This window comes from Saccharibacillus sp. O23 (genome assembly GCF_002205895.1).
Classification (GTDB): domain Bacteria; phylum Bacillota; class Bacilli; order Paenibacillales; family Paenibacillaceae; genus Saccharibacillus.
Map to the genome: position 1 here is coordinate 57366 of NZ_NJDE01000016.1, position 14507 is coordinate 71872.

Sequence of the window (14507 nt, forward strand, 5' to 3'; positions counted from 1 at the left end):
CTACCGTTCCCGCCGAAACGTTGCAAAATGCCATGTTCCGTCAGCTTTGCGGCTCGCTGCCGGAGACCCGCTTCCCGCCGACGTACAAGACCGAACGGTCCGTTTTGCCGAATTGCAGTTGGCCGGCCCGATACGAATAATCGCCGCTTTCTTCGTAAGGGCTCCAATCGCTTTTATGAATGCGGGATTGAATCTCTCCGCTTTCTCCGCCTGCCGGAACGGTGCCTCCGGAAAAGCGGATCTCCACGTAATCCGCAGCGCCTTCGGGAGCGCCCGGCGTTCGGCCGAAGGTCGCCTTGACGTTCGAAGCGCCGATCTGCGCCCAATCGCAGAAGTAATTCTGGGCGACGCCGCCTTCGTTCGTGTAATAGTAGCGAATCGCGACGTTGTTGAGATCGAGCGGCGAACTTCCTTCGTTTCGAATATTGAAAACAGGCCGCAGCGCGTTATCCGAAGGGTTATCGTCGAGAATCCGGTACAGCAGCGTCAGATCGCCCGATCCGCCAGAAGGCGGGGTTCCCGGGCTGCCCGACGTCCCTCCGCCCGAGGCCGCAGGGTTGGCCGCGACTTCCTTCGAATCCGGACCTGCGCCTTTGGCGTTCGCCGCGGCGACTTTGTATCGATAACTTTTTCCGTTCTCCGCCGTCGAATCGGTAAACGCCGCTTGTTTGACGCCCTGCTTAAGCACGCTGTAGGTTCCGCCGCCGAGCGCTCTTTTTACCGTATAGCTGTCCGCGCCGGATACGGCGGTCCATTGCAGATCGACCTTTGCGCTGCCCGCTTTCGCCGTCAGTCCTTGCACCTGCCCCGGTACGGTCGACGGAGACGTCGCGCCGCCCGAACCCGAAGTACCGGCTCTCATGCGCTCGCGCACGAATTTGCCGGACTCGCTCAATTCGCTTGCCGTCCACCCTCCGTTCTTGCTCGCTCCCGGACGCAAAGCGGCGGAAGCTTCCTGCTTGTCGGCGAGCGACCAATTGACCCAACTGATGCCCCGTTTATCGAGGAAATCGGTCCATTCCCGGGAAGGCGTCAGATAAGGCCCCCCGTTGCCCGAAGCGTCGCTGGTTCCCCATTCGCTGACGAATACGGCCAACCCTTTCGCGGAAGCGGCGTCGATCCGCTCGCGCAGCCAAGCTCCGTGCGTGCCGGCATAGAAATGCACCGCATACAGCACGTTCGGATCATCCAGCGGGGAAGCGGCGGCATCCTGCACGTCTTGGCTCCATGTGCCGGTACCGACGATGATCGGGTTGTCCGGATCTTCCGCCCGGATGGCGGCGATCACTTCTTTGGCGTACGGTTTGATCTGGTTGTTCCAATTCACGTTTCCGTTCGGCTCGTTGGCGATCTCGTAGATGACGTTCGGCGTATCGCCGTACGTCTGCGCCATCTCTTTGAAAAAAGCTTTCGACTGCGTTTTGTACGTATTCGGATCGCCGTCGGACAAAATATGCCAATCCACGATCACGTATACGCCCAATTCGATCGCCGCGTCTACCGCTTCTTTCACTTTCTTTTTCAAATCGGGGTTCGAAATGTATCCGCCTTCGCCGGTATACATCGCCACGCGGAAAACGTTCATGTTCCAATCGTCGCGAAGCCACTTCATGCTTTCTTTGTTGACGTAATCGCCGTACCATTGAATGCCGTGCGAACTGATGCCTTTGAGCTGGACGGGCTTGCCCGAAGAATCCGTCAGTTTGCCGTTCTTGATCGATAGCTGCCCGTGCATGCCGACGAACGAAGAAGCCGCGGCGGCTTTGCCGGTACGAACGGAAGAAGCGGCGAGCGCTTTGGGCAGCGCCGCCGACTTCGACGTTTCCGATGCCCTGCCGTTTTCGGTTCCCTGCGAAGCTTGCGCGGACATCCCGCCGCCTCCCGGGCCTGCGCACGCGGCAAGCAAGACCGTCAGCAGAACGGCAGACAGCGAGAACGCCTTTTTGCGGAATTTTTTCGATCGCATCTATTTTCCTCCTTTGATGTCGTCGTATTGGCTCTCTTATCCATTACCCGGTCTGTTCGCCGGAACCCTCTAAATATCCATATTAATGGAAAAAGGCCCGTTCTCCCAGTGAGAACGGACCTAATCGAATCTTCATTTTTCCTGCAAATCCGAAAATCAGCCTGCCAACTCTGTGCCTTTGGTCTCTTTGCCGAGGAACGCGACGGCGGCCGCGCCGATCAGGATCATGACGCAGAACATGGCGAAGATGGCGGTGATCGCTACGCCTTGCGAGATCAGCCAGCCGACCAAGAACGGAGCGATAATTCCGCCGATCCGGCCGAACGAAGCGGCAAGGCCGGCTCCAGTGGTCCGGATGCTCGTCGGATAATGCTCCGGCGTGTACGCGTACAAGCCGCCCCAAGCGCCGAGATTGAAGAACGACAAGCAGATGCCGGCCGCGATCAGCGACGCCGTCGTGTCGGCAAGTCCGAACCAGATCGCGCTCGCGGCGGTGAGGATCAGATACACGACCAACACGAACTTTCGGCCGAATTTCTCGATGAAATAAGCGGCGGTGAAATAACCCGGCAGCTGCGCCAACGTCATGATCAGCACGTATTCGAAACTTTTGGTCAAGCTGTAGTCTTTGTAGACCATAACCTGCGGCAGCCAGAGGAACATGCCGTAGTAGGAGAAGACGACCGTGAACCAGAGAATCCACAGCATGATCGTCGTTTTGCGATACTGCGGCGCCCAGACTTGAGCGAACCGTTCGCGCAGCGACACTTTCGCGATCTTGCCTTTCTGCGACAGGAAGCGCGGCGAATCGTCGATCTTGCGTCTCAGGTACAGCGCATACAGAGCAGGCAGCGCGCCGAGCGCGAACGCGATGCGCCAGCCGGATTCGAAATGCGGAATGATGAAATACGCGATGATCGCGGCGGCGATCCATCCTCCCGCCCAGAAACTTTCGAGCAGCACGACCGTCCGGCCGCGTTCGTTGGCGGGCACGGATTCCGATACGAGGGTCGAAGCGACCGGCAGTTCTCCGCCCAGACCGAAACCGCCGATAAAACGAAGAATCAGCAGCATGACGAACCCGGTTGCGACGGCGGACAATCCGCTCGCGAGCGAGAAGATCAGCAGCGTCCAGAGCAGTACCGATTTGCGGCCGAAACGGTCCGCGAGAATTCCCGCGCAGGCGGCGCCGAGCGCCATGCCTACCGAGTTGATTGCCGTGAGCACGCCCAATTCCTGCGGTTTGAGCAGCCATTCTTTGGCGAGCGCGGCCGCTACGAACGAGATCAGCGCCACGTCCATCGCGTCGAAGAACCAGCTCATTCCGACACTTGCCAGCAAACTTCTCCGTTTGGGTTTGCTGAGCGTTTTTGCGTTTTCCATTCTTTTTCTCCCCATTTCCTCTTGGTGGGCGCGGCCTTCGGTCGATCAAGTTCTTCTAGGAACTTGCTGTCCCCGAGACTGGCATGGAAGGAAGTCGTTCGTTCGCTAAGAAAGGTCCGTTTCACGCTCTTTATCGTTCAAAGTTTGTGAATTTGCACGCAATCCTGACGAAACGACCGGACGTTCTCCCCACGCGCGCGCCGGGATCTCTTTCGAGTCTGTTTCACAGTCTATCTGTTCTGCGCTCACATGTAAAGACACCTGTAAAGAAATATTTTAAAAGATATGAAAAATGCTTCTCGTTCGCGGGAACGAAAAGCATTCGGGGGTAAATCTTTTTCGACTGCGCCTTGTACGATCTTCAGATCTTACGGCGCACTACCGAAGACGCCAAGACGATCCCCGCGCCCGCGTACAGCACCGCTTGCACATAGTCCGGGTACAAGAAAGACCGTACTCCGGCCGCCTCGAACAGAATGACCAGCAGCGCACATCCCGCAATTTTGACCTTTGATGACATTGTCTACGCCTCCAGTCACTCGGGTTGAATCCTTACCGATTTGACTATATAAGAAATCAAATAAGCTGTAAATCCTAATTTTTGATTACCCGATTTGAAAGCGTTTAATCAGTTGAACAAATAAAGAATCGGCCGAGCGTTCGCTCGACCGATTCGTTCGAAAAACGTATTTGTTTAAGGGATGTACTGCTGCACGATCTTGACGATCTCGCCGTTCTTGACCGTGATATGGTAAGGGAACGCGCTCAGATCCAGCAGGCCCATCGGGTTATTGTATTGCGCATCGAATTTGTCCAGGCTCATCGGTTCGTTCCAGTTGATCTGAACGTCTTCGTAGTTGCCCGTGTGGTCGTAGATTTGCATCAGGACTTCGGCCGATTTGGCGACCGGCATTTTCACTTCGGTCGTATCGTTGTTCACGATGTAATAACCGTCCGGCGCGCCGCCGAGTTCTTCTTCGGCATCCGGGTTATCTTTCAAGAACAGCTTGTCCGCTTCTTCTCCGGTGTACCAGCCGATGCGGTCGGTCTCGAGTTGAAGTCCGCCGTTACCGTCTTTCTCTACCGAGTTGATGAATACTGTATATGTTTGTTCCGGCGCTTCAGTGGAAGTCTCGGGGCTTTGCGTCGTCGTCTGTTCCGCCGGAGCCGCAGCAGCCGGAGTCATGCCGCCCGAGAGCGGGAAATATCCGAATCCGATCACAAAAGCGAGGAGCCCCGTACCGATCATACCGATTGTTGTTTTTTTCATTGTTGTTCTCCCCTTTCAGAGGTCACTAGGTGCAAGTTTTCGGTAACCTTCATTACCCGAAAGCTAGCTTGCACAAACTGTTTTTAAGAATTTCCTTGGTATGTTTCCATTATAGGACCTGGTCATAAATAATGGATGTCGATTCGATAAAGAAGTTCTTACAAATTTGATTTTTTTGAAAGGGGATACAAGGGAGTAGGCGAAAATCTTGTACTTCGACATTTTGCAAAACGGATTGAAGCCGCTCACGGGATACAAAAAGAAGCCGGTTAAAGCGTCCGGCTTCTTTTTCCTTGATTAGAAATCGCTAGTATTGAAGTTTTGCAAAAGTCTTATACTCCGGTATTTCGCAAAACTCGATTAGAATCGCTCCCGGGAAACGAAAAGAGACGGATAGAACCGCTCCGTCTCTTTTCCTCTTAATAAAAGTCGCGAAATTTGTGATTTTGCGAAAACCTTACTTAAATACCTTAACCCGTTCTTCGACCGGTTGGAAAGCTTTCTCTCCGGCTTCGGCGAGGCGGCTGCCGAAAGGCATCTGCGCTCTCAGTTTCCAAGAAGCAGGCAGGTTCCATGTTTCTTGAACGCCGGCGTCGATCAGAGGGTTATAATGCTGGAGCGTAGCGCCCAGACCCGCGTCGTGCAGGGCCGTCCATACGACCAGCTGCAGCATGCCCGAAGATTGGTCTGCCCAGATCGGGAAGTTGTCGGCATACAGAGCGAATTGGTTTTGCAGGTTCTGCACGATGTCTTGATCTTCGAAGAACAGGATCGTGCCGTAGCCGCTCTTGAAGGAATTGATCTTGTTCGTCGTGCCTTCGAAAGCTTCTTCGGATACCGCGACTTTTTTCAGTTCCGCCAAAGTCAGGTCCCACAGCTTGTCATGCTGTTCGCCGAACAGAACGACCGCGCGGGAAGTCTGAGAGTTGAACGAAGTCGGAGTGTAGAGAACCGCTTCTTCGACGATTTTCTGGATCTTCGCTTCGTCTACCGAAACGTCTTTGCCGATGCCGTAGATGGAACGTCTGGATTTAAGCGCCTCGAAAAATTCTGCTGCCACGATAAAACTCCTCCTTGTCGATCACGAAAATATTTTTAATAACTTTTCGTAATAAACTATATATCAGTCTGAAAGAGTCGTCAAGCTTTTATTCCGAGTCATAAGCTGGGGTAATATCCGTATCTACGGTCGGGTTGGCAGAAACCTTCGGACGTCCTTCATCTTCCGTTTCGTTCAAAGACATGTCCCACGCCAATCTTCGCCATAATCCCCGCGGTTCGGTGAGCAGTTTCGCTACGCAATCCACGTACGGCTTGGCTGCTTCGGCCGAAGGTTGATTGGTCCAAATCTGGCGGCCGGCCAGATAGGAAACGGCGAATTCCGTCCAATCCCGATATAACGTCTGAGCGTGCCTTGCGGCAGAAAGCGATCGTTCCATAGCTTCTTCCGCTTCCATCAAACCGGCGGAATGGGCCGTTCGGCAGATAAAAACGTATTGGCCCAGATCCCAAGCGGCGATGCCCGCGGGCGGAAGCTTGCCGCTGTACATCTGAACGAGTCTTGCATGATTGAATAAAGCGGCATTGCCGTTCAACCGTTCGAAATATTGTTCGCGATCGCGCAGAGACAAAGCGCCGAGCAGCGACTCGGTCTTGCGGTAAGAGGCTTGGCCGCCTTCTTTCAGCAGCCAGCTAAGATGCTTCTCCAGCGTCTCTTCGTCTTTGACCGACCAGGTATGCGCCAACAATTTACGCAATTCTTCTTTTCGGGAAGCCGGCCAAGCGAAGCCCGTTTCTTCGAGCAGGCCGTTCATTCGGAACAATACCGCTCCCAGAGCGAACGCGCGCATGGCGCGCTCATCCGTTTCGCGTATACGCAGCGTCTCCATTGCTCTGTCTCCTTTCAGAACCCGTGAAAGTCCGATAATGTCTCGCCTGCGGGCTCGGTCAGAGCCGGATTATCCGCTAAAGGCGGCAGTTGAATCGGTTTGGAACGCCCCAACCATTTCCATCGGCGTCCGGCGTTTTTGTCCAAGATTTGCTTGATCTCGACCAGAACGGGACTGACGTCATCGGCGGACGAAATTTCGGACGCAAGCGCTTCCGCTTGATCGTAACGCCCCATAGCCACGTAACAGCGAATCAAGTATTCGTCGCATTCGCCCCGCAGTCCGACTTTGCGCGCCGCTTCGAAAAACTCGGCCGCTTGAACGTACTGCTTCGTCCGCAGCAAAATGTATCCGCCGTACAGCAGCACCAAAGGGTCCTGTTCTTTCGCCGGAATCCGCTCCGTGTAGGCTACGATAGCCGATTCGGCTTCCTGCCAACGCATTCGCGCGATCAACAAACGGATTCGCTGAAGATGCGCCCATCCTTTCTCCGGATAACGTTCCGTCAGAAGCTTGAGCCGGTTCTCCGCCTGCTCGGCACGATCCGAACGCAGCAGCATGTGCGCCGAAAGTCGAAGCGGCAGATATTCGTCGGGCGCGAGGCGCGCGGCTTCCTCATAACTAGTGCACGCTTCTTCCGACCGGTTCTCCAAGCGATACAGATCGCCTTCGATGATCCGGCCGTAATAGTCTTGAGGCCGTTCGCGAATATAACGTTCCGTCGACCGGAGGGCTTCCTCCGTATCTCCGCTTCGATACTGCGCCTGAGCCATCAGTAACAACGCGATCTCCGGGAAACCCCGGCCCAGCGATTCGCCGAAATACTCCAGCGCATGCGCGTAATCGCCGATACGCAAGAAACAATATCCGGCTCGGAACCAAGCCTCCGCCAGTCCTCGGTCGTATTGGATCACGCGCAAGTAATCCAAAAGAGCTTCCGGATACCGATGCAGCGAGTAGAAACAATCGCCGCGCGCGGAATGGTAATACCAGTTCGAAGAGAGTTCCAACGCATGGTTGAGCAGTTGAAGCGCTTCTTCGTAACGTTCCTCCATCCGCAAAGATTCGCCGAATCGGTAGAGAGCTTCCGCGTCGGCCGGCTGCAAAAGAAGCACGCGCCGCAGATCTTCGCGCGCTTCGTCGAATCGCCGAAGCGCGATGCGGATCAATCCCCGAAGCTTCAGAACATCCGCCTGTTTGAACGGTTCCGTTTCCGTCTGCGATTCGGCGCGCGACAGACGCAGATCGCTTTCGGCATAACGTTCCAGTTTCCCCAGCGCTTTGCCGAGCAGGAAATTCAGATCCGCCGACAGCGTTTGCCGGCTTTCCGTTTCCAACAGCAGCTCCGCGCATTCCGACGTGCGTCCCGTGTCCAGATACAACTCCGCCAAAGTCAGAACGCCGGCCGTTTCTTCGCGAGGCTCGCCCGTCAGCTCGTTTGCAAGCTTGTCGTTCAGCATCAACAGCCGAATCTGCGCATCCAGATCTTCGGGGTAACGCGACAGCAGCTCTTCATACACCTTTTTGGCTTCCCATAGACGCCCGGAGGCTTCGAGACAAGAGGCTTTGCCGCTGAGCGCATGAATGCTTCCCGGCAGCAGTTCGGCCAAATGCTCGTAATCGAGCAGAGCGGCTTCCCACTGCTCCGAACCGCGCAGGGCGTCCGCATGCATCAAACGGGCTTCCGGCTCGTCCGGCTCGTCTTTGAGCCACTGTTCCAGTACTTGAAGCGCGGATGCATACTGGTTCTGGCGCAAATAGAACAAAGCGATCAACCGCAGACAGTCCGGTTCTCGATTATTCAGCAGCGCCGCCGCTTTAAGTGTTTTCTCTGCAAGCGAAAGGTCGTTCGTGACCAGAGCATAATGCGCTTGTTCGCGGAATTTCAGGAAGGCGTCGTAATCGTAGGGTTCGTCCGAGGTCAGCTTGTCGTAACGAAGTTCCCAGAAGCTGCCGAAACGCTCCATCAAGAGCGCAACTTCGGTCGGATCGTAATCGTCGGCCAAACGTCGTTCGCTTGCCGTCCATTCGAAATGCCGGTCCAGCAGACGCAGCACGGTTTGCGGAAGATAAGGATGTTTAAGCAAATAGCCGAACAGTTCGATTCCGATCCGTTCGCGAGTCTCGATCGGCCAGAACAGCTCGTCGTCCAGCAGTTCCTGCCATTCCTCCGGATCGATTCTCCGCGCGATATCGGCATACAAGATCTCGCAGCGTCGAACGAATTGTTTGACCGGCGATTCGGGCCCCGGGTCCGCCGCGGCGGGTTCCGGACTGCGAAGATGCGCCAATTCCGCTTCGCTCAGCTCCGTCCGCGCTCCCGGATCCGTCGCGATCCGTTTGGCTTCTTCCAGCGCCGATTCGTAAGATTGTCTGATCCGCTGAAAGTTTTCCGGATTCTCTTCCGGGTGACATTCTTTCAATTTGCGCGCGTAGGCCCTCTTGATTGTTTTCACTTCCGATGTCGGTTCGATTCCCAGCATGGCCCATATGTTCATGTCATTCCTCCGGCTGTTTGTCCGCCAGTTCCAGCAGTTCTTTCAGCGTTCCCGCTTCTTTGCGGATCTCGCGTTCGTCCTGCCGGTTAAGCGCCGTCTCGAAGCGGCGCAGCGCTCCCGCGATCTGCGTTCTCGCCGCTCCCAGGGATTCTTCGTAAATGCGGTCGCCGCGAGCCAGCAGCAGACGATTCTCCGCTTTGTCGCGAGGATGGATCTTGATCGCTTCGAGTTCTTGGAACCGCTTCTCGACTTCTTCGAGCGACATGCCGCTCGCGTCTTCGCGGATCAGCAGCCGATGCGTTTCGCCCGTGGACAACGTCGTGATTTCGACTTCCAGAATCCCGTTGATGTCGTAAGTGAACCGGATATCCACGGCCTGCTCTCCGGCGCGCCCGGGCGGCACCGGAATTTCCAATTGGCCCAATTTGATATTGTTGCGGGTCAATCGGTTTTCCCCTTGGAAGATCTCGACGCGGATCGTCTTCTGATCTTCGGTAACGGTATAGAAACGTTCGACCCGGCTCGCCGGGATAACGGTATGGCGTTCGATAATGGGATAGAAATGTCCGTTATCGTAGCCGCCTTCGCCGTTTTTGACCGTGACCATCGTTCCCAGCGTATACGGGCAGACGTCGGTCAGCACCACTTCGCGCAGCTCTTCCCGGCGTTCCTTCATGGCGGCGACGATGCCCGCGCCGATCGCGACCGTCTCGTCGGGATGGATACGGGCGGCCGGCAGTCGGCCGAACAAACGGGCCGCGAACGAATAGATCAGCGGCATGCGGGTAGCCCCGCCGACCAGCACGATCTCGTTCAACTCGCGCGGACTGAGCGAAGCGTCTTTCAACGCCCGTTCCACCGGATGGCGAAGGCGGTTCAGCAGCGGCTTGGACAGATGATCGAACAAGCCGCGATCGATCGACCATTCGTAGGTCTCCCCGTCCACCGTGCAGACCAGCTTCGCGTCCTGCTGCATCGTCAGCAGACGTTTGCCTTGCTCGGCTTGCTTGCGCAGCGCTGCCATCGTCCGCTTGTCCAAGCGGTCTTCGTCCAGCGAGAATTTATCGAGGAAACGGGCGATCAACATGTCCGTAAAGTCTTCGCCGCCGAGAAACGCGTCTCCCGCTACCGATTTGACTTCCATCACGCCTTCGAACATATCGAGAATCGATACGTCGAACGTGCCGCCGCCCAAATCGAACACCAGAAATTGGCTTTCTTCCTGTTCCAGATGCAGTCCGTAAGCCACGGCCGCGGCCGTCGGTTCGTTGATCAATCGTTCGACGCGCAATCCGGCCAGTTCGCCGGCGCGCTTCGTCGCTTTTCGCTGGATATCGTTAAAGTAAGCCGGTACGCTGATCACCGCTTCTTCGATCGGTTCTCCCAAGAACGCTTCCGCATCTTGTTTGATCGAACGCAGTACGAAAGCGGATAAATCTTCCGGCGAAAATTCGTGTTCGCCCAAGCGATAGCGCCGTTCCGTGCCTATGTATCGTTTGAATAGTGCCGCGGTCCGTTCCGGGTGCGTCACCAGACGCTCCCTCGCGATCTCCCCGACCAGAATCTGGCCGTTGTCGTCCACGCCGACCACCGAAGGCGTAAGCACATTCCCGAGCGCGTTCGGAATCAGAGCGCTGCCTTCTTCCGTTCGATAAGAAGCCAGACTATTCGTCGTTCCCAAGTCGATTCCGATAATCGGCAAAACGTTCACCCCCGCTCTTTCTTCTTATATTTACTTATTTTATCGGCAGCGATTCGGAATATTTCAGAACAAGAATCCCGAATCGACCGGCCGTATAACCGCGAAAAAAAGGAAAACCCTCCATAATGCCCGGAAGGTTTCCTCAAAAATCGGTTGGCTGGTGTCATGTCGATCATAAGCTGTGCGGGTGCGAATCCGATTTTTGTCCTACCGGGTTGCAGCGGGATTCCAAGAATCCCTCTCCCGACGGGCAGCTTCGATCAGGAGGATTGAGCTAAACGAACGAGCAGGTGAGCCAACTTATGCCGCTGATCCTGATCGCCGACTTTCCACAATTCCTGCAGCAGTTTTTCTTCGCTGTTGCGCGGTTCTTCGTTAGCGGCCAGATATCCGGCGACTTTTTCGGCGACTTTCGCCAGTTGTTCTTCGCCGAGACCGATGCTTTCGCCGATCTTGATCCGATTGTGCAGATACTTTTTGAATTCGTCGAAATCTTGTAAGATCTTGTCTTTTTTGTCGTCGCTGATGCGGTCGATTGTTTGCTCGATCTTGTCCGGTTGAACTTCTCCGTCTTTGGTTACCGCATGCTGTTGTTCGTTGATGTTACTCATTGTCGGTTTCCTCCTAAGATGTCGGTTTTTTCGAGACGATTTTCGACTTTCGACTGCCGGTTTCCCAGCACCTGCTGCACTATTATTAACCCTTCTGTCGAATCTGAACCTTCCGTTATCTGCTTTTATTGATTTTACGCAATTTTTTGTGTATCCATATAGCAGCTTGCGTCCCTTCTCCCATCGCGATGGTCGAAAGCTCCGAGTGCAAGCCGATATCGCCGGCTGCCCATACGCCTTCCACGTCCGTCATCTTGGTACGCGGATCGGTCTTGATATGGCGATTCCCTTCCAAAGTGATACCCAATTGGTCCGCCAATTCCGTACGTACGTGACTGCCTCCGAACGCGATGAATCCCCGATCGGCTTCCAACACGCGGCCGTCTTCCAGCACCACGGAGCGGATATCGTGATCGTCGTCGACGCGGACTTCGGTGACCGGCTGTTCTTCGTATTCGATGCCGTGCTTGCGCAGATTATCGATCAGACGCTTTTCGATCGGCGCCCGTTCGTGGTTCACGTAAGTCAGATGCGGCGTGCGTTCCGCCAGCAGGACCGCCATGCCCGAACCGTGTTCGCCCGAGCCGATCAGCACCGTTTTGCGGTCCACGATCTCGTAGCCGTCGCAATCCGGACAGATGTATACGCTGTAGCCGAGCGCTTCGCGGAGTCCGGGAATGTCCGGATACCGATCCATCATGCCGGTAGCCAGCAGCAGCGTATGCGCCGAGAACCTCTGCCCGTCGCCAGTCGTGACGATGAATCGTTCTCCGTCCCGCGCCGTTTCCGTTACCGTCTGTTCCAGAAATTCGATACCTAACGCTTCGGCCTGCTTGCGTCCGGTCTGACGCAGATCTTCGCCCGTGACGCCTTCCGGCCAGCCTATGATGTTATGGTAAGTATGACAAACGGAAGAACGGCCGTAACCCGAATCGATAACGAGCACTTTATGCGCGCTGTAACGACCCAATTGGATGGCTGCCTGCGTTCCCGCGATTCCTCCGCCGATGATGATGCAATCATGCAGCATAACCAGACTCCTCTCCGAGTTGAAAAGACGTTCGAATCCTTAAGCCGAGCCGGCTTCGAAGTCGCTTGTTTTTGTACAGTCGGTTTCAAAAGTATATAAACCAAAAAGTCGGCTTTTGAACGTCCATTTGACAATAACCGCATGCATCCCTACAATTTGTGTAGCTGCGTTTTACGGATCATTTCCTTATAGAAAGAGGTCGATTCCCTTATCTAGCCGAATACGAAGGCCCCGTTGCGTCTCAAACCGTGCCGTTCACGGGGTCCGTTTCTTTTTCGTTTTGTTGTTGACGTTGATCTTATGCCTGTCTCCCGCCGTTCTCAAAGACGTCGATCCGATCGATCTGGACGAAGCGTTGGACAATCTTAACAGCGCGGATACCGGCGTAGGCCTGCTGCCTTCGGGCTTGTCTCCGCTGCTGTGGCTCCCCGAGCTGCCCACGATCGGGCCGGAACTGGCTCCCTACGATCCTTTTTTCCCGCTGCATGCGGCGGAACTGCTGTCCGGATGGGCCGTGCTGCTGCGATTGAAACGCTTGCTGCTGCGGCCGCTCAAGTTTCTCTCGAACTACGTGGATATGCGCTTTTTTCTTTCATTTCATTAAAAAGCGTTCATATTCGAAGGGAGAGACATCATTGTCATGGGAGCTACTATAGCTATCAATCTGGTACTGGTCGCGCTGCTGATCGCCGCTACCGCTTATTTCGTGGTGACGGAGTTCGCGATCATTCGGGTTCGCGGAAGCCGGATCGATCAACTGATTCTGGAAGGCAACAAACGGGCGGTCAAAGCCAAACAAGTCATCACCAATCTCGACGGTTCTTTATCCGCCTGCCAGCTCGGCATCACCATTACCGCCCTCGGCCTCGGTTCGCTCGGCGAGCCGACGATGGAGCTGATCCTGCATCCGGTATTCGAAGCTTTCCCGTTCATTCCGGAAGCCGTCGGTTCGGTATTGTCTTACGTTCTGGCGTTCGCGATCATCACCTATCTGCACGTCGTCGTCGGCGAATTGTTCCCGAAAACGGTCGCGATCCAAAAAGCGGAAACGATGACGCTGGCCGTCGCCGGCTCGCTGCTCGTCTTCTATAAAGTGATGTATCCGTTTATCTGGCTGCTGAACGGTTCGGCGAACCAGATCGGACGCTTGATCGGCATGAAGCCGGCCAGCGAACACGGCGAAGCGTATTCCGAAGAAGAACTGCGCCTGATCCTCAACGAGAGTTACGAAGGCGGCAAGATCAATCAGAGCGAATACGGCTACGTCAGCCGCATCTTCGCTTTCGACGAGATGCTGGCCAACGAGATCATGGTTCCGCGTACCGACATGGCCTGCTTGTATCTGGACAAAACGCGCGAAGAAAATCGCCGCATCATCGTGCAGGAACAATACACGCGTTTCCCGGTGGCCGATTCGAGCAAAGACAATATCGTAGGCATGGTGAACACGAAGCAGTATTTCCTCGCGCTCGAAGAAGACCCCGACATCGACGTGGCGTCTCTGGTTCATCCGGTCATGTCCGTATCGGAGTCGATGGCGGTCAAAGACCTGCTCAAAAAAATGCAAAACGAAAACACCCATATCGCGATTCTCGTCGACGAATACGGCGGCACATCGGGCATGGTGACGATCGAAGACATTTTGGAAGAAATCGTCGGCGATATCCGCGACGAATTCGACGCGGCCGAAGAAGCCGAGATCGTGCAGGTGTCGGAAGACCATCTGATCGTCGACGGCAAAGTGTTCATCCATCGCATCAACGAGATGCTGGGCACCTCGCTGGACGACGAAGAATTGAACACGATCGGCGGCTGGCTGTACGGCCACAAGCCGGATCTGGCCGTAGGCCGGAAATGGGAACACGAGAATCTGGAGTTTACCGTGCTGCGCCGCGGTCCGCGCCGCTACCGCAAACTGGAGATCTTGCGCAGCCACGTCGTGACGGACGAAAATGCCGACGTTTCGACGCAGCAAGCCGATCAGTAAAAGGCACGGTTTGCGGAAGATCGAAACCAAGATCGCTTGGGCATGACGAGCTTGGAACTTCAGGTCATAAAGCTTAAACGAAACGCCTTCCGGGCTGCCGGAAGGCGTTTCGTTTATCTATACGTCGATATATGCGCAGAGCCGCGGATTTCGAAAAAATCCTAGCTGATG

12 protein-coding genes are annotated in these 14507 nt (G+C 55.2%); 2 read left to right on the forward strand and 10 right to left on the reverse strand.

Annotated elements, in window-relative coordinates:
- Positions 1-40: 40 nt before the first annotated feature.
- The 10 genes from CDO73_RS27360 to CDO73_RS18980 all read right to left on the reverse strand — a co-directional run bounded on the left by CDO73_RS27360 (position 41) and on the right by CDO73_RS18980 (position 12349).
- Complete coding sequence (locus CDO73_RS27360) at positions 41-1966, reverse strand: cellulase family glycosylhydrolase (protein WP_306437535.1); 1926 nt, start codon at positions 1964-1966, stop codon at positions 41-43.
- A gap of 156 nt (positions 1967-2122) precedes the next feature.
- Complete coding sequence (locus CDO73_RS18945; protein ID WP_088490093.1) at positions 2123-3349, reverse strand: MFS transporter; 1227 nt, start codon at positions 3347-3349, stop codon at positions 2123-2125.
- A gap of 361 nt (positions 3350-3710) precedes the next feature.
- A complete protein-coding gene (locus CDO73_RS26820; protein ID WP_179218751.1) occupies positions 3711-3869 on the reverse strand; it encodes a hypothetical protein in 159 nt (52 codons plus the stop codon).
- A gap of 174 nt (positions 3870-4043) precedes the next feature.
- The gene (locus CDO73_RS18950; RefSeq protein WP_088490094.1) at positions 4044-4619 is read right to left on the reverse strand and encodes a hypothetical protein; all 576 of its coding nucleotides are present in this window, start codon (positions 4617-4619) and stop codon (positions 4044-4046) included.
- Positions 4620-5076: 457 nt separating this feature from the next.
- Positions 5077-5679, reverse strand: a complete 603-nt coding sequence (locus tag CDO73_RS18955; RefSeq protein ID WP_088490095.1) for a nitroreductase family protein — start codon at positions 5677-5679, stop codon at positions 5077-5079.
- 88 nt (positions 5680-5767) lie between these two features.
- Positions 5768-6508 carry a DUF1266 domain-containing protein gene (locus CDO73_RS18960; RefSeq protein ID WP_088490096.1) on the reverse strand — a complete coding sequence of 247 codons (741 nt, stop codon included), beginning with the start codon at positions 6506-6508 and terminating at the stop codon, positions 5768-5770.
- A gap of 14 nt (positions 6509-6522) precedes the next feature.
- Positions 6523-9006, reverse strand: coding sequence for a J domain-containing protein (locus CDO73_RS18965; RefSeq protein ID WP_088490097.1), 2484 nt, complete (start codon positions 9004-9006; stop codon positions 6523-6525).
- 1 nt (position 9007) lies between these two features.
- On the reverse strand, positions 9008-10708 hold the full coding sequence (locus CDO73_RS18970; RefSeq protein WP_088490117.1) for a molecular chaperone HscC: 1701 nt from the start codon (positions 10706-10708) through the stop codon (positions 9008-9010).
- A gap of 260 nt (positions 10709-10968) precedes the next feature.
- Entirely contained in the window at positions 10969-11310 is a 342-nt protein-coding gene (locus CDO73_RS18975; RefSeq protein WP_088490118.1) for a DUF3243 domain-containing protein, read from the reverse strand.
- A 124-nt stretch (positions 11311-11434) separates the two neighbouring features.
- Positions 11435-12349 (reverse strand): NAD(P)/FAD-dependent oxidoreductase, encoded by a 915-nt coding sequence (locus tag CDO73_RS18980; protein WP_088490098.1) that lies wholly within the window; start codon positions 12347-12349, stop codon positions 11435-11437.
- Between the two features lie 280 nt (positions 12350-12629).
- Here CDO73_RS18980 and CDO73_RS18985 point away from each other — a divergent pair, with 280 nt between their 5' ends.
- Together CDO73_RS18985 and CDO73_RS18990 are read left to right on the forward strand one after the other, a co-directional pair.
- On the forward strand, positions 12630-12953 hold the full coding sequence (locus tag CDO73_RS18985; RefSeq protein WP_088490099.1) for a hypothetical protein: 324 nt from the start codon (positions 12630-12632) through the stop codon (positions 12951-12953).
- A gap of 36 nt (positions 12954-12989) precedes the next feature.
- Positions 12990-14336 carry a hemolysin family protein gene (locus tag CDO73_RS18990; protein ID WP_088490100.1) on the forward strand — a complete coding sequence of 449 codons (1347 nt, stop codon included), beginning with the start codon at positions 12990-12992 and terminating at the stop codon, positions 14334-14336.
- Positions 14337-14507 lie beyond the last annotated feature (171 nt).

Coding starts and splice junctions, on each gene's coding strand:
- CDO73_RS18950 (WP_088490094.1), bottom strand. CDS start 4,619: ATGAAAAAAACAACAATCGGTATGATCGGTACGGGGCTCCTCGCTTTT.
- CDO73_RS18945 (WP_088490093.1), bottom strand. CDS start 3,349: ATGGAAAACGCAAAAACGCTCAGCAAACCCAAACGGAGAAGTTTGCTG.
- CDO73_RS27360 (WP_306437535.1), bottom strand. CDS start 1,966: ATGCGATCGAAAAAATTCCGCAAAAAGGCGTTCTCGCTGTCTGCCGTT.
- CDO73_RS18980 (WP_088490098.1), bottom strand. CDS start 12,349: ATGCTGCATGATTGCATCATCATCGGCGGAGGAATCGCGGGAACGCAG.
- CDO73_RS18990 (WP_088490100.1), top strand. CDS start 12,990: ATGGGAGCTACTATAGCTATCAATCTGGTACTGGTCGCGCTGCTGATC.
- CDO73_RS18960 (WP_088490096.1), bottom strand. CDS start 6,508: ATGGAGACGCTGCGTATACGCGAAACGGATGAGCGCGCCATGCGCGCG.
- CDO73_RS26820 (WP_179218751.1), bottom strand. CDS start 3,869: ATGTCATCAAAGGTCAAAATTGCGGGATGTGCGCTGCTGGTCATTCTG.
- CDO73_RS18965 (WP_088490097.1), bottom strand. CDS start 9,006: ATGAACATATGGGCCATGCTGGGAATCGAACCGACATCGGAAGTGAAA.